This window comes from Pseudomonas lyxosi, from assembly GCF_047758685.1.
Classification (GTDB): Bacteria; Pseudomonadota; Gammaproteobacteria; order Pseudomonadales; family Pseudomonadaceae; genus Aquipseudomonas; species Aquipseudomonas lyxosi.
The window spans coordinates 5533743-5553530 of the sequence record NZ_CP180481.1 but is presented as its reverse complement, the minus strand read 5'-3'; the positions used below and the strand labels follow the sequence as shown (position 1 = coordinate 5553530).

Annotated in this window: 16 protein-coding genes and 2 riboswitches; of the genes, 5 read left to right on the top strand and 11 right to left on the bottom strand. The window is 60.1% G+C overall.

From position 1 onward, the window contains the following. Positions 1-144: 144 nt before the first annotated feature. The 3 genes from ACMXYI_RS25420 to ACMXYI_RS25410 form a co-directional block, all read right to left on the bottom strand. Positions 145-1992, bottom strand: coding sequence for an amidohydrolase (locus ACMXYI_RS25420; RefSeq protein WP_415773982.1), 1848 nt, complete (start codon positions 1990-1992; stop codon positions 145-147). A gap of 307 nt (positions 1993-2299) precedes the next feature. Next, positions 2300-2614, bottom strand: a complete 315-nt coding sequence (locus ACMXYI_RS25415; RefSeq protein WP_008154977.1) for an SCP2 sterol-binding domain-containing protein — start codon at positions 2612-2614, stop codon at positions 2300-2302. A gap of 64 nt (positions 2615-2678) precedes the next feature. Further along, positions 2679-3389, bottom strand: coding sequence for a histidine phosphatase family protein (locus ACMXYI_RS25410; RefSeq protein ID WP_415769587.1), 711 nt, complete (start codon positions 3387-3389; stop codon positions 2679-2681). 203 nt (positions 3390-3592) lie between these two features. Here ACMXYI_RS25410 and sohB point away from each other — a divergent pair, with 203 nt between their 5' ends. Next, the gene (gene sohB, locus ACMXYI_RS25405; RefSeq protein WP_283180488.1) at positions 3593-4618 is read left to right on the top strand and encodes a protease SohB; all 1026 of its coding nucleotides are present in this window, start codon (positions 3593-3595) and stop codon (positions 4616-4618) included. A gap of 83 nt (positions 4619-4701) precedes the next feature. On the opposite strand, the gene ACMXYI_RS25400 is transcribed toward sohB, so the two are convergent. Next, positions 4702-5196, bottom strand: coding sequence for a DUF934 domain-containing protein (locus ACMXYI_RS25400; RefSeq protein WP_038982933.1), 495 nt, complete (start codon positions 5194-5196; stop codon positions 4702-4704). Beyond that, complete coding sequence (locus ACMXYI_RS25395) at positions 5180-6838, bottom strand: nitrite/sulfite reductase (RefSeq protein ID WP_415769586.1); 1659 nt, start codon at positions 6836-6838, stop codon at positions 5180-5182. The genes ACMXYI_RS25400 and ACMXYI_RS25395 overlap by 17 nt, the downstream gene beginning before the upstream one ends. A 525-nt stretch (positions 6839-7363) precedes the next feature. Here ACMXYI_RS25395 and ACMXYI_RS25390 point away from each other — a divergent pair. Further along, complete coding sequence (locus ACMXYI_RS25390; protein ID WP_415769585.1) at positions 7364-8437, top strand: ABC transporter substrate-binding protein; 1074 nt, start codon at positions 7364-7366, stop codon at positions 8435-8437. Here ACMXYI_RS25390 and ACMXYI_RS25385 read toward each other — a convergent pair. Beyond that, the gene (locus ACMXYI_RS25385) at positions 8434-8652 is read right to left on the bottom strand and encodes a DUF2970 domain-containing protein (RefSeq protein ID WP_046048490.1); all 219 of its coding nucleotides are present in this window, start codon (positions 8650-8652) and stop codon (positions 8434-8436) included. The two genes, ACMXYI_RS25390 and ACMXYI_RS25385, sit on opposite strands and share 4 nt — an antisense overlap. A 155-nt stretch (positions 8653-8807) precedes the next feature. Then, the gene (gene metH / locus ACMXYI_RS25380) at positions 8808-12518 is read right to left on the bottom strand and encodes a methionine synthase (protein ID WP_415769584.1); all 3711 of its coding nucleotides are present in this window, start codon (positions 12516-12518) and stop codon (positions 8808-8810) included. 155 nt (positions 12519-12673) lie between these two features. Between metH and ACMXYI_RS25375 the strand changes: the two genes are divergently transcribed. Both ACMXYI_RS25375 and nfuA read left to right on the top strand, forming a co-directional pair. After that, positions 12674-14968: a fatty acid cis/trans isomerase gene (locus ACMXYI_RS25375; protein WP_415769583.1), complete on the top strand. Its 2295-nt coding sequence runs from the start codon at positions 12674-12676 to the stop codon at positions 14966-14968. A 188-nt stretch (positions 14969-15156) separates the two neighbouring features. Next, the gene (gene nfuA / locus ACMXYI_RS25370) at positions 15157-15741 is read left to right on the top strand and encodes a Fe-S biogenesis protein NfuA (protein ID WP_008150988.1); all 585 of its coding nucleotides are present in this window, start codon (positions 15157-15159) and stop codon (positions 15739-15741) included. Positions 15742-15819: 78 nt separating this feature from the next. On the opposite strand, the gene cobM is transcribed toward nfuA, so the two are convergent. The 4 genes from cobM to ACMXYI_RS25350 all read right to left on the bottom strand — a co-directional run bounded on the left by cobM (position 15820) and on the right by ACMXYI_RS25350 (position 17970). After that, positions 15820-16566 carry a precorrin-4 C(11)-methyltransferase gene (gene cobM / locus ACMXYI_RS25365; RefSeq protein WP_415769582.1) on the bottom strand — a complete coding sequence of 249 codons (747 nt, stop codon included), beginning with the start codon at positions 16564-16566 and terminating at the stop codon, positions 15820-15822. Positions 16567-16649: 83 nt separating this feature from the next. Further along, positions 16650-17063, bottom strand: a complete 414-nt coding sequence (locus ACMXYI_RS25360; RefSeq protein ID WP_415769581.1) for a cobalamin biosynthesis protein — start codon at positions 17061-17063, stop codon at positions 16650-16652. Continuing rightward, on the bottom strand, positions 17060-17767 hold the full coding sequence (locus ACMXYI_RS25355) for a CbtA family protein (protein ID WP_415769580.1): 708 nt from the start codon (positions 17765-17767) through the stop codon (positions 17060-17062). The genes ACMXYI_RS25360 and ACMXYI_RS25355 overlap by 4 nt, the downstream gene beginning before the upstream one ends. Before the next feature lie 11 nt (positions 17768-17778). Next, positions 17779-17970, bottom strand: coding sequence for a CbtB domain-containing protein (locus tag ACMXYI_RS25350; RefSeq protein WP_415769579.1), 192 nt, complete (start codon positions 17968-17970; stop codon positions 17779-17781). A gap of 121 nt (positions 17971-18091) precedes the next feature. Next, a riboswitch (cobalamin riboswitch) is annotated at positions 18092-18320 on the bottom strand. A 92-nt stretch (positions 18321-18412) separates the two neighbouring features. Further along, a riboswitch (cobalamin riboswitch) is annotated at positions 18413-18627 on the top strand. Positions 18628-18725: 98 nt separating this feature from the next. Between ACMXYI_RS25350 and cobW the strand changes: the two genes are divergently transcribed. Then, positions 18726-19787 (top strand): cobalamin biosynthesis protein CobW, encoded by a 1062-nt coding sequence (gene cobW, locus ACMXYI_RS25345; RefSeq protein ID WP_046048481.1) that lies wholly within the window; start codon positions 18726-18728, stop codon positions 19785-19787. Position 19788: the final 1 nt, after the last annotated feature.

Genomic DNA, 19788 nt, shown 5'->3' with positions numbered 1-19788 from the left:
TAGCAGTCGTAAAATCGGCACCTGCGGTGTGTCAGGACGACCGTGCAGCAGGATTCACGACTGCTTCGCAGCCGAACGCAGCCTTCGGCAGCTGCTACAGGGATCGAGGAGCTGCCGCAGGCCGCGATCTTTTAGCGGCTCATTTCAAAACGCAAAACACGAACAACCAAAAGCCCCCCAGAAACCGGCGAAATCACTGACCGGCGCCGAGGACAGCCGCGCCCGTTCATGACTGTGCGCATGCACCGCGCAAGCCCCGACACATTGATGAACCTGCGCCGTCAGCGGCGCCAGGGGTTTCCAATGGCCCGGTACTTTGGCGACGGGCGACCACTCAGGCACCACCGGGACGGGAGGCGGCCCGAGTTTTTCAAACTCGACGCTGCCGTAGACGATCTTGCCATCAACGATGGTCAGTACCGATTCGATCCATTTGACCGCTTCATCCTCGATGTGAAAATAGTCCGCCGACAGCGCAATCAAGTCGGCCAGTTGCCCGACCTTGATCTGGCCTTTCTTGCCTTGCTCGGAGGAAAACCAGGCGCTGCCGTGGGTGAAGAGTTCCAGCGCGGTGTCGCGGCTCAAGCCTTGCGGGTACAGCGCCAGACCACCGACGGTGCGACCGCTGACCAGCCAATACAGCGAAGTCCAGGGGTTGTAGCTGGAGACGCGCGTGGCATCGGTGCCAGCGCCGACCGGAATGCCTTCGGCCAGCATGCGAGCGATGGGCGGCGTGGCTTCGGCAGCCTTGGCGCCGTAACGGTCGACGAAGTATTCGCCCTGGAATGCCATGCGGTCCTGGATCGCGATGCCGCCACCGAGGGCTTTGACCCGCTCGATGTTCTGTGGAGTGATGGTTTCGGCGTGGTCGAAGAACCACGGCAAACCGTCGAACGGAATGTCGCGATTAACCTTTTCGAACACGTCGAGCATGCGGCTGATGGATTCGTTGTACGTGGCGTGCAGACGGAACGGCCAGCGCTGTTCCACCAGATGGCGGACCACCGGTTCCAGCTCCTGCTCCATGGTTTGCGGCAGGTCGGGGCGGGGTTCGAGGAAGTCCTCGAAGTCGGCCGCCGAGAACACCAGCATTTCCCCGGCACCGTTGTGCCGGAGAAAATCGTCGCCCTGACCGTAGTGGGAGGTGCTGGTCCAGTTCTTGAAGTCGGTCAGCTCTTCCTTGGGTTTCTGGGTGAAGAGGTTGTAGGCAATGCGCACCGTGAGTTGCTGGTCTTTGGCCAGTTGCTGGATGACTTGATAGTCGTCCGGATAATTCTGGTAACCGCCGCCGGCATCGATGGCACTGGTGACACCCAGGCGATTGAGTTCGCGCATGAATTGCCGGGTGGAGTTGACCTGGTATTCCAGCGGCAGTTTCGGTCCCTTGGCCAGGGTCGAGTAGAGAATCATCGCGTTGGGGCGGGCGATCAGCATGCCCGTCGGGTCGCCATTGGCATCGCGCTGGATTTCGCCACCCGGCGGATTTGGCGTATCGCGGGTATAGCCGACCACTTTCAATGCCGCGCGGTTGAGCAGGGCACGGTCGTAGAGGTGCAGGACGAACACCGGGGTATCCGGCGCGGCCTTGTTCAATTCATCAATCGTCGGCAGGCGTTTTTCGGCGAACTGGAACTCGTTCCAGCCACCGACCACTCGCACCCATTGCGGCGTGGGTGTGCGATCCGCCTGATCCTTGAGCATGCGCAGCGCGTCGACCAGTGAAGGGACGCCTTCCCAGCGCAGTTCGAGGTTGTAGTTGAGGCCACCACGGATCAGGTGCAGGTGCGAGTCGTTGAGACCGGGAATCACCGTGCGACCGTGCAGGTCGATAATTTGGCTGCCGGGACCTTGCAGGGCCATGGCTTGGGCATCGCTGCCGACCACCACGAAGCGTCCGTCCTTGATCGCGACGGCACTGGCTTGAGGTTTTTTGCGGTCGACGGTGTGCAGGCGTCCGTTGTACAGGATGAGGTCGGCGGGGGCGTCGGGCATGGTTTTACTCCCTGCGATTAGCGGGCTGATCCAGGCACCGACGGCGCCTGCCGAAAGGCCTTGCAGTACACGGCGGCGGTTAAATCCGTCGTGGTCGTCAGGTGGGCTCATGGGCAGTGCTCCGCGCAAAGGCTCTTCATAAAAGAGCGAGGGCAAACAGCCGATGTCTGACGCATGCGGCCAGAAGGAATATAGACGGCAAATCCACAGGTAGCCGTTTTCCAATGGCGAAAAACGACGAATCCCGCCACGAGGGGCGGGATTCGTTTGCAGCCAGGCGTGCCCCCGAAGGTCGGGAGCGGCGCGCTTAGGCCGGGAACAGCTCGGACAGTTTCATGGCCAGCATCATGTCGCCTTCGGCGCGCAGTTTGCCGCCCATGAAGGCTTGCATGCCGTCAGTTTCGCCGCTGACGATGCCTTCCAGGGTTTCGCCGTCCATGACCAGAGTCACCTGGGCGTCCGGGTTTTCGCCTTCCTGGAGCTCGCAGGTGCTGTCCTTGACGATCAGCGAGAAGTTCTTGGTGTCGTCGATGCGGAAACCGAATACCAGGTCCAGACCGGCAGCAGCGGCTGGGTTGAACTTGGCTTTCATTGCTTGTACGGCATCAGCTACGGAGGTCATGGTTCGATCCTTTCTTGGGTAATTAGAGCTGGGTGAATACAGCCAGGGTCACAATAGTCCGGACTCAGCGAAACGTGATGAGTTCCGGGGTCTTCAACAGTTGCAGGTGCGCATGACTGTTGAAAGAAGACAGAGCCACCTGGCGACCGCGAAACTTCAGCAGGTTGAGCGAGGTGTTGACGATTTGCCAGTTCAGTTCAAACGCCTGCTTTGCCGGCATTTGCGTAATGAGGTGGAGCAGGGCCGTGATGGTGCCGCCGGAGGTGAACACGGCGATTTTCTGGGTGTTGTCGGCCTGTTCGAGAATGCGCTGCAGACCGGCTTGCACCCGTTCGACAAACCCCAGCCAGCTTTCCAGGCCCGGTGTGTCATAGGTGCCGGCGAGCCAGCGTTCGATGATCAGGGCGAAGATGCGCTGGAACTCACCGCGGTTTTGCGCGGCATTGCGCAGGATGTGCAGCGCTTCGGGTTCGTCCGGTAACATGGCCGGCAGCAGCGCGCGGATCACCGCGTCGGCGTCGAACTCATTGAAAGCGGAATCGATTTCCAGGACGGGAACCGGCAAGCCTGCCGCAGCGAACTGTTCCAGTGCGCTGTTGGCCGTGTGTTGCTGGCGGCGCAGGTCGCCCGAGAGGCAGCGATCGAAGCTGATACCCAGCTCGGCGAGGTGCTGGCCGAGGACTTCTGCCTGGCGAATACCGGTCGGCGACAGGACGTCATAGTCGTCTGCACCAAAGGAGGCCTGGCCATGTCGAATCAAATAGATACTGCCCACGTCCGCGTCATCCCGGTACGTTGAAGGTTCGGCGAGGTTATGAGGATGAGGGTGAGCTGTCAATGAAAAAACATACGCTTGTTTGAAATGCCCGTTACAGGGCTGTTGCCAGAGGTTTCACGGCTGGCCGCCGGGGCGGTGCATGGGTATGCTGGAGGTATCCCGCGCGCGTTTTTGCAGCGCATCGTATTAAAGGAGTCCCTGTGGAGTTTTTTGCCGAGTACGCAGTTTTTCTGGCTAAGACCGTGACACTGGTGATCGCCATTCTGGTGGTCCTGGCCAGTTTCGCGGCGTTGCGCAGCAAAGGTCGACGCAAGTCGGTCGGCCAGTTGCAAGTCAGCAAACTCAATGATTTCTACAAAGGGCTGCGCGAACGCCTGGAGCAAACCTTGCTCGACAAGGACCAGCTCAAGGCCTTGCGCAAGGTCGAAGCTAAAACCGAGAAAAAGCAAAAGAAAAAACCTGAGGCAGCCAAACCTCGGGTGTTCGTGCTGGATTTTGACGGCGACATCAAGGCCTCGGCCACCGAAAGCCTGCGCCATGAAATCACCGCGCTGCTGACCCTCGCCACGCCCAAGGATGAAGTGGTGCTGCGTCTGGAAAGCGGCGGCGGCATGGTTCACAGCTACGGTCTGGCGTCCTCGCAACTGGCGCGTATCCGTGATGCCGGTGTGCCGTTGACTGTGTGCATCGACAAGGTCGCGGCCAGCGGCGGCTACATGATGGCGTGCATCGGCGAGAAGATCATCAGTGCGCCGTTCGCGATTCTCGGCTCGATCGGCGTCGTGGCGCAGTTGCCTAACGTCAACCGCCTGCTGAAAAAGCACGACATCGACTTCGAAGTGCTGACCGCGGGCGAGTACAAGCGCACCCTGACGGTGTTTGGCGAAAACACCGAGAAGGGCCGGGAGAAGTTCCAGGAAGACCTGGACATCACTCACCAGTTGTTCAAGAACTTCGTTTCCCGCTATCGCCCGCAACTGGCCATCGACGAAGTGGCCACCGGTGAAATCTGGCTCGGCATCGCAGCGCTGGATAAACAACTGGTGGACGAGCTGAAAACCAGCGATGAATACCTCGCTGAACGTGCCAAGAAGTCCGAGCTGTACCACTTGCACTACGCCGAACGTAAAAGCCTGCAGGAACGCATCGGCATGGCGGCCAGCGGCTCGGTCGATCGTGTGCTGCTGAGCTGGTGGAGCCGGTTGACCCAGCAACGCTTCTGGTAAGCACCGTCGCGTTATCGTTTAAGCCGGACACAAAAAAGCCCTGAACCGGATTTCCGATTCAGGGCTTTTTGTTTTACGCGTACTTAGCGGCGACGGAACAGCGGCAGCGGTTCGTCGGTAGCAGCCTGATAGGTCACCGAGAAGTCCTTGAGACCTTCAAGGGCTTCATACGGGTCTTTATCGGCGCGGATCGCAAAGGCGTCGAAACCGCAGCGGTGCAGGTAGAACAGCTGGTCGCGCAGCACATCGCCAATCGCCCGCAGTTCGCCTTTGAAACCGTAACGGTCACGCAGCAGGCGGGCGTTGGAGTAGTTGCGGCCATCAGTGAAGGCCGGGAAATTCAGGGCGATCACCTGGAAATTTTCCACGTCGTCACCGATTTCTTCGGCTTCTTCATCGGCATCCAGCCATACGCCCAGGCCGCCATCGCGGGCCTTGAGCATGCGGCTGTGTTCGCGCCACAGCTGCAACGGGACGATCAGGTCGTCGCAGTTGCTGATCTCGTCGATGTTGAAGTCCTTGGGCAACAAGTGCCAGGTTTCGTCGACGACTTCGTTGTTCTTAATTATTCGCTGCATAGACGCGCTCCTTGAAGAGGTCGATGCCAATACGCTGATAGGTGTCGATGAAACGCTCGTCTTCGGTACGTTGTTCGATGTACACGTCGATCAGCTTTTCGATCACGTCAGGCATGGCTTCCTGGGCGAAGGACGGGCCAAGGATCTTGCCCAGGCTGGCGTCACGGCTGGCGCTGCCACCCAGGGACACCTGGTAGAACTCTTCGCCTTTCTTGTCCACCCCGAGGATGCCGATGTGGCCGACGTGGTGGTGACCACAGGCGTTCATGCAGCCGGAGATGTTCAGGTCCAGTTCGCCGATATCGAACAGGTAATCCAGGTCTTCGAAACGACGCTGGATCGACTCGGCGATCGGGATCGACTTGGCGTTGGCCAGGGAGCAGAAGTCGCCGCCCGGGCAGCAGATGATGTCGGTCAGCAAACCGATGTTCGGCGTGGCGAAACCTTGCTCGCGCAACTCGCCCCACATCGCGAACAGCTGACTTTGTTCAACGTCGGCCAGAATGATGTTCTGCTCGTGGGAGGTGCGCAGCTGACCGAAGCTGTAACGATCGGCCAGGTCGGCAACGGCATCGAGCTGCTTGTCGGTGATGTCGCCCGGTGCAACACCGGTCGGCTTCAGGGACAGGGTCACAGCCACATAACCCGGCTTCTTGTGAGCCAGGGTATTGCGGGTGCGCCAGCGCGCGAAGCCCGGGTGTTCTTTATCGAGTTCGGCCAACGCCAGGGCCTGGTTTTCCAGAGCCTTGTAATCCGGATCGACAAAGTGTTTGGCCACGCGATGCACTTCGGCGTCGGTCAATGTGGTCTGGCCACCGCGAAGGTGTTCCATTTCCGCATCGACTTTTTGCGCGAAGACTTCAGGTGTCAGGGCCTTGACCAGGATCTTGATCCGCGCCTTGTACTTGTTGTCACGACGGCCGTAGCGGTTGTAGACCCGCAGGATGGCGTCGAGGTAGCTCAACAGGTCTTGCCACGGCAGGAATTCATTGATGAACGCGCCCACCACCGGGGTACGGCCGAGACCGCCACCCACCAGCACACGGAAGCCCAGTTCGCCAGCGGCGTTGTGCACCGGCTCAAGGCCGATGTCATGGACTTCGATGGCCGCACGGTCGGAAGTCGAACCGTTGATGGCGATCTTGAACTTGCGCGGCAAGTAAGCGAATTCCGGGTGGAACGTGGTCCACTGGCGGACGATCTCGCACCACGGGCGCGGATCGATCAGCTCGTCGGCAGCGACACCGGCGAACTGGTCGGTGGTGACGTTGCGCAAGCAGTTACCGCTGGTCTGGATCGCGTGCATCTGCACGGTCGCCAGTTCGGCAAGGATGTCCGGGATGTCTTCCAGCGCCGGCCAGTTGAACTGTACGTTCTGCCGGGTGCTGATGTGGGCATAGCCCTTGTCGAAATCACGGGCAATCTTGGCCATCATTCGCGTCTGGCGCGAAGTCAGTTGGCCATAAGGCACCGCCACCCGCAACATCGGCGCGAAGCGTTGGATATAAAGGCCATTTTGCAGGCGCAGGGGGCGGAATTCTTCTTCGCTCAGCTCGCCTGCCAGATAGCGTCGGGTCTGATCACGGAACTGCTTGACGCGGTCCTCGATGATCCGCTGATCGTACTCGTCGTATACGTACATATAAGTCCTGTTCTCAGGCTTGGGCCGGTCGGATCCAGTTGCGTTTTTCGCTTGCTGAAGTCTCCGATACTGCCTCGGCAATTCTGCGCGCACGGCCGCGCACTCCCAACGGAGCCGGGGCAAGATACCAGTTTGCAGTTATGCGCAAAAGTGATGTTTGAGTATATGTAAAGAACCAAAACGACTAATGAGATCCAATGAGGCAAAACCCACATTTGTGGTGCGGGCAATCATCGTCTTAACTGTGCTCGAGTCTTTATGCAATCACCGATAAAACCGACAAGAGGCGATGCAATGAGCAACCCTACCAAAACGTCAAAACCCGATAGCACGGTCGATGCTTGGGCGATTCTGTTCCTGATCATCCTGGTCGTGGGCACAGCGGTATTTTGGGTCAGCCATCAATAACCGACCCCGTCCGGGCCCGATACCGACGATTGTCGGACAATAACCCGAATAAACGCCGTTTCCCGGGACTTCGCTGGCTATAATGCGCGGCGAATTGCCGGGGGGCTCGGACGATCAATGTTGAAGTTTTTCTACTCATTCCTGCTGATGTTTGGCGCGGTTTACGGCCCCGTTGCGCGCGCGGAATCGGTATTGTTCCTGAGCCCCGGAAAGACTGACGAAGCCTTTTGGAACAGCTATTCGCAATTCATGTACGCGGCAGCGACGGATCTGGGCATTGATCTGCGAATTCTCTATTCCCGGCGCATGCCGGAGCTCACGTTGGCGCAAGCCCGTCAGGCGCTGCAAGGCCCTGATCGTCCGGACTATCTGGTGTTCGCCAACGAACAGTACGTCGCCCCACAGATCATTCGCCTGGCCCAAGGCAGCGGGGTGAAGCTGTTTATGGTCAATGCGTCCCTGACGGCCAACCAAATGAGCCTGCTGGGCGAGCGCCCTGAGCGTTTGGGCAGCCTGGTGCCCAACGACGAGGAGGGTGGCTACCTGATGCTCAAGGAACTGATTCGCCAGCATCCGCCCGTGGCGCCCGGTCAGGTCATCGAGTTGCTGGCGTTTTCCGGTCTGAAGATCACCCCTTCGGCGCAATTGCGTGAGCAAGGCATGATGCGGGCCTTGGCCGAACACCCGGAAGTGCGCTTGCGCCAGTTGGTTTACAGCGGCTGGACCCGGGAACGGGCCTATGAACAGGCCAAACTGCTGTTCCGGCGTTACCCGAAGGTTTCGCTGGTGTGGTCAGCCAATGACGAAATGGCGTTTGGCGTCATGCAGGCGTATTCGGAGACGGGTGGGACACCCGGCAAGGATGCGTTGTTCAGTGCGGTCAACACCTCGCCGGCGGCGTTACAGGCGACGGTAGACGGACGCATCAGCGTGCTGGTGGGCGGGCACTTCACGTTGGGCGGCTGGGCGCTGGTGGAGTTACATGATCTTGAGGAGGGCGTGGATCTCAGCCATTACGGCGGCCGAGACCGGCGAATCCCGTTGCTGCAACTGATCGACAAGGCGCAGGCCAGGCGATTGCTGGCGATGGGGGAATCACCGGATTACGGTGTGGACTTCCGTCGTCTTTCAGCCAAGGGCCGGCCGACGTCATATCGCTATCCGTTCAGTCTGCAAATGTTGATGCGCTAGACCCCGGCCAGATGCACCACCAGTTGCACGATGCCGTACAGCGTCAAGGCGAACACCGCCGTGAACAAAATCCCCAGAATCACGAAATGACTGGGCTTGCCATGAGTGAAGTCCCGCGCCCGGTTCTTCCCGCTCTGCACCCCGAACGCCGCCGCCATGACGCTGTGCAGCATCTGCCAGAAAGTGGGCGGCTTGTTGTCGCCTGGATCGTCCATAAACCCCTCGTCACACATGTGTGAGCCATAAGCATAGACAATCCACCCCGAACCTGTGGGAGCGTGGCTTGCCCGCGATGGAAGCGCCGCGGTCTCACAGGGAAACCGCGTCATCTTTCATCGCGGGCAAGCCACGCTCCCACAGGGGAGGGGGGTTAGTTGTCGTAACCCAGGTTCGGCGCCAACCAGCGCTCGGTCACACTCAACTCCTGACCCTTGCGCGAGGTGTAGCTCTGCACCTGATCCTTGTCGATCTTGCCCACGGCAAAATACTGCGCCTGCGGGTGAGCGAAGTACCAACCGCTGACCGCTGCCGCCGGGAACATGGCGTAGTGCTCGGTGAGGAACACGCCGCTACGGCCGGCTTTCATTTCCGAGGCCTCAGGGTCCAGCAGCTTGAACAACGTGGATTTCTCGGTGTGATCCGGGCAGGCCGGGTAGCCCGGGGCAGGGCGGATACCGGTGTATAGCTCTTTGATCAGCGCCTCGTTGTCGAGCGTCTCGTCCTTGGCATAACCCCAGTAGTCTTTACGGACCTGCTGGTGCAGCCATTCAGCGCACGCCTCGGCCAAGCGGTCGGCCAGGGCCTTGACCATGATCGAGTTGTAGTCGTCGCCGGCATCCTGATAGGCCTTGGCCACTTCTTCGGCACCGATACCGGCGGTGGTGATGAAACCCCCCACGTAGTCGGTCACTTCGCTGTCCTTCGGTGCAACGAAGTCAGCCAGGGAGAAGTTCGGTTTGCCGTCGGTCTTGATGATCTGCTGACGCAGGTGATGCAGCTTGGCAGTCGGCTTGCCGTCATCGCCATAGACTTCAATGTCATCCTCACGCACCTGGTTGGCCGGCCAGAAGCCGAACACCGCACGGGCGCTGATGAGTTTCTCGTCGATCAACTTGGCGAGCATTTCCTGGGCATCGGCGAACAGCGCGGTGGCGGCTTCACCGACCACTTCGTCTTGCAAGATGCGCGGGTACTTGCCGGCCAGGTCCCAGGAGATAAAGAACGGTGTCCAGTCGATGTATTCGGCCAGGACTTTCAGGTCGATGTTGTCCAGCACCTTGGCACCGGTAAACGTCGGTTTGACCGGCTCGTAATTGCTCCAGTCGAACTGCGGCTTCTTGGCGATGGCCGCCGGGTAGCTCAGGCGTTCGGTACGGGCGCTGCGGTTGGCAGTGCGCTCGCGGACTTCGATGTATTCCAGGCGAGTCTTCTCGATGAACGCCGGTTTCAATTCCTTGGACAGCAATTGCGTCGCCACGCCCACGGCGCGGGAAGCGTCGGTGACGTAGATCACTGCGTCGTTGCTGTACTTCGGCTCGATCTTCACCGCCGTGTGCGCTTTCGAGGTGGTCGCGCCACCGATCATCAGCGGCAGATGGAAGTCCTGACGCTGCATCTCGCGTGCGACGTGGACCATTTCATCCAGCGAAGGCGTGATCAGACCGGACAAGCCGATGATGTCGCACTTCTGCTCCTTGGCCACCTGCAGGATTTTCTCCGCCGGCACCATCACACCGAGGTCGACGATGTCGTAGCCGTTACAGCCCAGCACCACGCCGACAATGTTCTTGCCGATGTCGTGCACGTCGCCTTTTACCGTCGCCATCAGGATCTTGCCCTTGGCTTCCGGCTTGTCGCCTTTTTCCAGCTCGATGAACGGGATCAAGTGAGCCACGGCCTGCTTCATCACGCGGGCGGATTTCACCACCTGCGGCAGGAACATTTTGCCGGCGCCGAACAGGTCGCCGACGATATTCATGCCGGACATCAGCGGGCCTTCGATCACTTCGATCGGGCGAGCGAACGACTGACGGGATTCTTCAGTGTCTTCAACAATGTGCGTGGTGATGCCCTTGACCAGTGCATGCTCCAGTCGCTTGTTGACGGGCCAGCCGCGCCACTCTTCGGTTTCGGCTTCCTTGACGCTGCCGTCGCCCTTGTACTTGTCGGCAATGGCAAGGAGGGCGTCAGTGCCTTCCGGAGTGCGGTTGAGCACTACGTCTTCCACGGCGTCACGCAGCTCGGCCGGGATCTGGTCATAGATCTCCAGCTGACCGGCGTTGACGATACCCATGGTCAGGCCGTTGCGGATTGCATACAGCAGGAACACCGAGTGGATCGCCTCGCGCACCGGGTTGTTGCCACGGAACGAGAACGACACGTTGGACACGCCACCGGAGGTCAGCGCGTACGGCAGTTCGTCACGGATGTAGGCACAGGCGTTGATGAAGTCCACAGCGTAGTTGTTGTGTTCTTCGATGCCGGTGGCGATGGCGAAGATGTTCGGGTCGAAGATGATGTCTTCCGGCGGGAAGCCGACTTCGTTGACCAGAATGTCGTAGGAGCGTTTGCAGATTTCTTTCTTGCGCGCTTCGGTGTCGGCCTGGCCGGCTTCGTCGAAGGCCATCACGACGACGGCGGCGCCGTAGCGTTTGCACAGTTTGGCGTGATGAATGAACTGCTCGACGCCTTCCTTCATGCTGATCGAGTTGACGATGCCCTTGCCCTGGATGCACTTGAGGCCGGCTTCGATCACTTCCCACTTGGAGGAGTCGATCATGATCGGTACGCGGGAGATGTCCGGTTCGCCGGCAATCAGATTGAGGAAGGTCACCATGGCCTTCTTCGAATCGAGCATCCCTTCGTCCATGTTGATGTCGATCACCTGGGCGCCGGCTTCGACCTGTTGCAGGGCGACTTCCAGGGCTTCGGTGTAGTTGTCTTCACGGATCAGGCGGGCGAACTTGGCGGAGCCGGTGATGTTGGTTCGCTCACCGACGTTGATGAACAACGAGTTGCGATCGATGGTGAACGGTTCCAGGCCCGACAGGCGGCAGGCCTTTGGAATGTCCGGGATTTCACGCGGCGCATAACCGGCCACGGCGTTGGCGATGGCTTCGATGTGACCTGGCGTGGTACCGCAGCAGCCGCCGACGATGTTGAGGAAGCCGCTTTGGGCGAATTCTTCGATGACCTTGGCGGTTTCCGACGGCAGTTCGTCGTACTCGCCGAATTCGTTCGGCAGGCCGGCGTTCGGGTGCGCGGAAACGTGGGTGCTGGCCTTGTTCGACAGCTCTTCCAGGTACGGACGCAACTCGCTGGCACCGAGGGCGCAGTTCAGACCAACCGAAATCGGCTTGGCGTGGGCCACGGAGTTCCAGAACGCTTCGGTGGTCTGGCCGGAGAGCGTACGGCCGGAGGCATCGGTGATGGTGCCGGAGATCATGATCGGCAATTCGACGCCGAGTTCTTCGTACACACCTTGCACCGCGAAGATCGCCGCTTTGGCGTTCAGGGTGTCGAAAATGGTTTCGATCAGGATCAGGTCGGCGCCGCCTTCGATCAGGCCTTTGGTGGCCTCGGTGTAGTTTTCCACCAGTTCATCGAAGGTTACGTTGCGGTAGCCGGGGTTGTTCACGTCAGGCGACAGCGAGCAGGTGCGGCTTGTAGGACCGAGCACGCCAGCAACGAAACGCGGCTTGTCCGGGGTTTCCAGGGTCTTGGCGTCTGCCACCTTGCGCGCCAGACGTGCGCCTTCTACGTTTAGCTCGTACGCCAGGCCCTGCATGCCGTAATCGGCCTGGGACACCTGGGTGGCGTTGAAGGTGTTGGTTTCAAGAATGTCGGCGCCGGCATCCAGGTAGGCTTTCTCGATGGCGCCAATCACGTCCGGGCGCGTCAGGATCAACAGGTCGTTGTTGCCCTTGACGTCACTTGGCCAGTCGGCGAAGCGTTTGCCGCGGTAATCCTGCTCTTCGAGCTTGTAGCTCTGGATCATAGTGCCCATGCCGCCATCGAGAATCAGGATGCGCTCTTTGAGGGCGTGCTTGAGAGCTTGAAGGCGAACACTGCGATCGGACATTTGGACTACTCGGAAAGACCATGACGAAGGGGCGGGATAATAGCAAACCTGTGCGGTTTTAGAGCATGTCCCGGTTTTGCATGAATATCGCTCATGTTGGAGTGGGGTGCAGACCGGTAGAATCGCGGCGTTTTTTCATGATCGGGACCAGGGATATGTCTTATCGCGTCATCAGCATGGTTTTGCTGTTTTTAAGCTGGGGCGCTGCCGCGCAGGATCCGGCCATTTCTTCTGCCATTTCCTACAGTCGCGACATACAACCGATCTTCACCGAAAAGTGTGTGGCCTGCCATGCCTGCTATGACTCCGCCTGTCAGCTCAATCTGGGCAGTGGCGAAGGGGCTGCCCGTGGCGCGACCAAGATCCCGGTCTACGACGGCGAACGCCGCCAGGCTGCCGCACCGACCCGGCTGTTTTATGACGCCTTCGGCAAACGCACCTGGCAGCAAAAGGACTTCTATTCGGTGCTCGACGCCCAGGGCAGTCAGGCCGCGTTGATGGCGCGGATGCTTGAGCAGGGCCACAAAACCCCCTTGCAACCCAACGCCAAGTTGCCGGAGGACATCGTCCTTGGACTGAACCGGGAAAACATGTGCGCCCTGCCGGCCGAGTTTGACGGCTACGCCAAATCACATCCCAAAGAGGGCATGCCGCTCGCGGTCACCGGCCTGACCGACCAGCAATACCAGACACTGCAACGCTGGCTGGCGTCCGGCGCGCCGATTGACGAGCAGGGTCTTGTGCCGAGCGCCAAAGAAGCGTTGCAGGTGGTGCAGTGGGAAAACCTGCTCAACGCACCGGGCGCACGGCAAAGCCTGGTGGGGCGCTGGTTGTTCGAGCATTGGTTTCTCGCTCATCTCTATTTCAAGGACGGTGAGCCGGGGCATTTCTTTCAGTGGGTGCGTTCGCGCACGCCGACCGGCCAGCCGATCGATCTGATCAACACACGCCGCCCGAATGACGATCCAGGCACTCAGGTGTATTACCGCTTGTGGCCGGTGCAAGGCGTGATTGTGCAGAAGACCCACATCACCTACCCGTTGAGCGCGGCGAAGATGGCTCGGATCAAAAGCCTCTTCTATAACGGCAACTGGCAGGTCAACGCCTTGCCGGGCTACGGGCCGGAGCGTCGGGCCAATCCGTTCACCACGTTCGAGGCGATCCCGGCCCAGGCGCGTTATCAATTCATGCTCGATAACGCCGAATACTTCGTCCGTACGTTTATTCGCGGCCCAGTGTGCCGTGGGCAGATCGCCACCGACGTGATCCGCGATAACTTTTGGGCAATGTTCCAGGCGCCTGAACACGACCTCTACATCATCGATCCGAACTACCGCGGCCAGGCCACGCCGTTGCTGGCGATGCCGGGGCAGAACGACGATGTCGGCAGCGTCCTGAGCCTGTGGCATGACTACCGCGACAAGCGTAACGAGTACGAGGCGCTGCGCCGTGACAGTTACGCCGATGCGCCGGCGCCGAGCTGGTCGACCTTGTGGGCCGGTAACGATAACGCCTTGCTGACGATCTTCCGGCATTTCGACAGTGCCTCGGTGAACAAAGGCCTGATCGGTGACGTGCCGCAAACGATGTGGCTGTTCGACTTCCCGCTGCTGGAACGCACGTATTATCAGTTGGCGGTCAACTTCGACGTGTTCGGCAATGTTTCCCATCAGGCACAGACCCGGCTGTACTTCGACCTGATCCGCAACGGTGCCGAGCAGAACTTCCTGCGCCTGATGCCGGCCGATTCGCGCGACGATTACCTCGACGACTGGTACCAGAGCGGCGGCAAATTCAAGATGTGGCTGGACTACGAAGCCATCGATAATGACAAAGAGACGGCGCTGGTACTGGACGAAAAGGACCCGAAACGCGATTTCGCCCTGCAATTGCTCACCCGTTACGGCGACCTCAACGCCAAGCCTGATCCGATCAACCGTTGTGACGGTGCTTATTGCTCGCGGCCGAACATCGATCTGGCCTTGCAGAGCGCCGAGCAGGCGTTGAGTCGCCTGACTTCGCGTCCGGCGGCCGGGCTGAAGGTTATCGATCAGTTGCCGGAAGCGACCCTGCTGCGCATCGAAACCGCGAGCGGCAAGCGCGAGGTCTACAGCCTGCTGCGCAATCGCGCGCACAGTAACGTCGCGTTCCTGCTCGGTGAATCGCTGCGGTATCAGCCTGGGCTCGACACAGTGACTATTTACCCGGGCGTGCTCAGCAGCTATCCGAACTTCATGTTCAACATTCCGGCTGAGCAAGTGCCTGAGTTCGTGGACGAGATGGAAAACGCCAAGGACGCCAATCGCTTCGAGAAAATCGTCGAGCGCTGGGGGATTCGCCGCAGCCATCCGCAGTTCTGGTTCTACTTCCATGACCTGAGCCGGTACGTCCATGAGACAGAACCGGTGGAAGAGGGCGTGCTGGACATGAACCGGTACGAGAATCTTTGATCGACCTTTGATGGTGCGCCGGTGTCGGATTTGAATGGGTGGGAAAATGCGGCGATCGGTGGCTTAAAGGCCGGATTGACGGTGAACCGGTGAAGATGGCTATAACCGCTCTTTCCCGACAAAAATACTAGGACTTTGTACGGCGCGATGATTGGCGTAAACTGCGTCCAAGCCTGCGAGGAGTTTCCATGACCGCTATTACCATTACCGACGCCGCTCACGATTATCTGGCTGATCTGCTCTCCAAGCAGAACACCCCAGGCATCGGCATCCGCGTCTTTATCACCCAGCCTGGCACCCAGTACGCCGAAACCTGCATTGCTTATTGCAAGCCGGGCGAAGAAAAACCTGAAGACACGGCGCTGGGGCTCAAAAGCTTCACCGCTTACATCGACTCGTTCAGCGAAGCTTTCCTGGACGATGCGGTAGTCGACTACGCCACAGACCGTATGGGCGGCCAGCTCACCATCAAGGCACCAAACGCCAAAGTACCGATGGTCAGCGCCGACAGTCCGGTCAACGAGCGTATCAACTATTACCTGCAAACCGAGATCAACCCGGGGCTGGCCAGCCACGGCGGTCAGGTCAGCCTGATCGATGTGGTCGAAGACGGCATCGCCGTGCTGAAGTTCGGTGGTGGTTGCCAGGGCTGCGGCCAGGCAGACGTCACCTTGCGCGAAGGCATCGAGCGTACCTTGCTCGAGCGCATTCCCGAGCTCAAGGGCGTTCGTGACGTCACCGACCACACGCAGAAAGAAAACGCCTACTACTAAGTAAGGTGTTCGCTGCAGACATAAAAAAACGGCGCCCCGTGAGCGCCGTTTTTTTATGGGTGATAGATAACCTGTGGCTCAGGGACGGAAGAGATGCGCATGCCCCGCGCGATACAGCGATGACTCACTGAAGTGATCACTGCCCAAAACCCGGCCCACCAAAATCAACGCCGTGCGCCGAAACCCCTTGGCTTCAACCTTCGCGGCAATGTCTTCAAGCGTCCCCACCACCCAGTCCTGATCCGGCCAGGTCGCCCGGTGAATCACCGCGATCGGGCAGTCCGCGCCGTAATGCGGCAGCAATTCGGCCAGGATTTTGTTCAGATGATTGACCCCCAGATGGATCGCCATGGTCGCCCCGTGCTGCGCCAGGCTGCCGAGCTCTTCGCCGGCGGGCATCGCGGTCTTGTCGGCGTAGCGGGTCAGGATCACGCTTTGCGACACGTCCGGTAACGTCAGTTCCGCGCCCAGAAGCGCCGCGCAGGCCGCTGTGGCCGTGACGCCGGGAATGATTTCAAACGGGATGTCGAGTTCGCGCAGGTAGCGAATCTGCTCGCCAATCGCACCATAAAGACTCGGGTCGCCAGAGTGCACCCGGGCCACGTCCTGGCCCTTGGCATGGGCGGATTTGATCAGCTCGATGATCTGTTCCAGGTGCAGCTCGGCGCTGTTGACCACCTGTTCGGCGCGATGGCCATCCAGCACGGCGGCGGGCACCAGGGAGCCGGCATAGATGATCACCGGACAGCTGCGAATCAGCCGTTGGCCTTTGACCGTGATCAGTTCCGGGTCGCCGGGACCTGCGCCAATGAAGTAGACGGTCATCGTCGGTTCCTGTGAGAAAAAGGGGCTGGGCAAGGCTTCAGATGAAGATTGCTCATGATCGATGGCGGGGATTATCGGGGATTTTATGCAGCGCCGGCCAATGCCAAGGTGGCCTGGGCATATTTTTGTCGGGAGATCAGTAATTTTGCCGGTGCCTGGGCCAGGTGTTCGGCCAGGGCCAGGGCGGCACTTTCCGCGACGCCGTAGCAGCCGGTGCGTTCGAACGCGATGTCTGAACGATGGCTGAGTTGCGGTTGATAGACAGCCAATTGTTCACAGCTGAAATACTGCAAGGGTAACGCAAGCTGTTCGGCCAATTCGATCAAGCCAGGCTCTTCGCGCTTCAGGTCGATGCTGGCCAGGGCCTTGACCTGGTGAAGTTCGATTTTATGTGCCTGTAACGCCTGATCGAGCAGCGCCCGCAGCGTGCTGACGGGGCAGCCGCGCTGGCAGCCCAGGCCGACCACTAACGTCGGCGCTGTGCTGATCTCAGTCATGCGTGGTATTGACCATCGCTTTTGCGGCGGAACAACCAGGCACTGATCAGGCCCAGGGCCAGCCAGAATGCCACATTGGTCAGCTGCGAAGCGATTTTGAACTGAGCTTCCAGGGCTTGCGGAGCCATCATCGAGTGGACTTCCGGTTGTGGTGCGCCGATCACATGAGGAACAGCCAGAATGGCCACGCCGAGCACTTTCATCAGCCAGTGACGGCTGAACACGATCAATGCGATGCCGACCGCGGTGGAGGCAGCCGTGCCGATCCACCAGATTTGCCGCTGCGCCAAATCAGCGGCGGCAGTGCCCGGCAGCTCAGGCGGCAGACCGAGGGTCGGTGCCAGCACGAACGTCGCGTAACCGGCCAGGCCCCAAAGCAGGCCTTGGGAGGTTTTGGTCGGTGCGCGCAAGGTGTAGAGAGCGGCCAGCATCAGGGCGAAACCGACAGCGACCACCAGGTTGCCGCCGGTGGTGGACAGCACGCGCTGCCAGCCGTCTTCCGGTTCCCAGGCTTCGGCGTCGTGGGTGTGAGCGGCGACAGTACCCGGGGCGTGTTCGTGGACTTCAACAGCAGCCGGCTCGGACTTTTCGTAGGTCTCGGCCTGCAGAATCAGCGGAGCCACCCAGAAGCTTTGCAGCAGGGTCAGCAACAGGGCGGCCAGCAGCCCGGTGAACCCTGCGGTTTGCGCAATACGCTTGATCATGTCAGCAGGTCTCAATGGCACGGGAATGCAGAGCTGTGGCGAGTATCGTGAGCGGCGTTGTGCACCGCTTCGATGTGCGAGAAACCGGCGAAATACACCAGGCACGCGCCCAGAATTGACGCGCATACGGCGACGGTCAGGCGCTGGCTCAAGGTCGTGGTCGTGCTGGCGGTGCTGTGGTCGGTACTGCTGATGATCGACATGGCGCTTCCCTCTGGTCTGTCAGCGGGTGAAATAGAGCGCATGGAAGACCCCTGCGAGTCGGGCACGCAGAGGTTCAAACAGCGCCCGCCCACCGCGGGTTTGTTATTCAGTGATCGTAATGGTCACTTTGTGTTGCGGGCCGGTCTCCGGGCTCACGAGGGGCGCTGGCTTTCGCCTTGACCTGCAAGCATCACCTTCCCATGCCGAACTGCTGGCACAGTGGATCTGACGCTTCGCTCGCTTACCGTTGCGGGGGCAGCACCGGACTGACATGACTTTAGAGTAAAGCACATGATTCACCGGTTTCCCGTTTCACCCTGTGAAGGGCACCCGTAACAAGGCGTGTAGGAGAGCATGGGCGGGGGTTGGGCGTCAATTGGCATGGGTTCTCAATTGGATGTCGCGCTGCTCCTCAGACATTGACCCGCCCCCAGACGATGCGTAGCCTTGCGCTTTCGAGGTTCTTCGGCGTCTGCCGAAGCTAAGAAGGGAACGCGGTCGATGCCGCGGCTGCCCCCGCAACTGTGAACGGTGATGTTCGCTGCCACGCCACTGCAAACCCTGTGCAACGGGTTCGCGGGAAGGCGCAGCGAATGCCAGGCCCACAAGCCCGGCACACCGTCAGCCAGGAGACCTGCCTCGACACAGATTCTCACTACAACCGGGCGGGGTGATCCGGTGGCGAACTCTTCCGCGCGCGCCCGTCGCAGCGATTGTCGTCCCGTATGCCCGCCACCTTGCCAAAGGGCATCCGATGAAAACACTGGCCAAACTCCCCGTCACCATCGTTACCGGCTTCCTCGGCTCGGGCAAAACCACCTTGCTGCGGCACATGCTCGACAACGCTCAGGGCCGTCGCATTGCGGTGATCGTCAACGAGTTCGGCGAGCTGGGCATCGACGGCGAAATCCTCAAGCAATGCTCCATCGGCTGCACTGAAGAAGAAGCCAACGGCCGCGTCTACGAGCTGGCCAACGGCTGCCTGTGCTGCACCGTTCAGGAAGAGTTCTTCCCGGTGATGCGCGAATTGGTCGCCCGTCGCGGCGACCTCGACCACATCCTCATCGAAACCTCGGGCCTGGCCCTGCCAAAACCGCTGGTGCAAGCCTTCCAGTGGCCGGAAATCCGCAGCGCCTGCACCGTTGACGCGGTCATCACCGTGGTCGACAGCCCAGCGGTCGCCGCCGGCACCTTCGCGGCTTTCCCGGACCAGGTCGATGCCCAGCGCAAACTCGACCCGAACCTGGACCACGAATCGCCACTGCACGAGCTGTTCGCCGACCAACTGGCCAGCGCTGACCTGGTAATCCTCAACAAGGCCGACCTGATCAGCCCTGAAGACCTTGCCCGTGTGCGCCTGGAAGTCGCTGAAGAACTGCCGCCTGCCGTAAAAGTCATCGAAGCCAGCAGCGGTCGTGTGCCACTGGACGTGCTGATCGGCCTTGGCGCCGGTTCTGAAGAACACATCGACAGCCGTCACAGCCATCACGATCACCACCATGAAGGCGAAGACGATCACGACCACGATGCCTTCGACTCCATCTCCATCGAACTGCCGCAAGCCGACGAAAGCCTGCTGCTGGACGCGCTGACCCAACTGGTGGTCCAGCACGGCATCCTGCGCGTCAAAGGTTTTGCGGCGATCCCGAACAAACCGATGCGCCTGCTGATCCAGGGCGTGGGCACGCGTTTTGACAAGCATTTCGACCGTCAGTGGGGCGCCGACGAAGCGCGCACCACGCGTTTGGTGCTGATTGGTCAGGAGCTGGACGCCACTCTGCTTGAAGCGCAATTGCGCGCTGCGCTCAGCGTTTAAG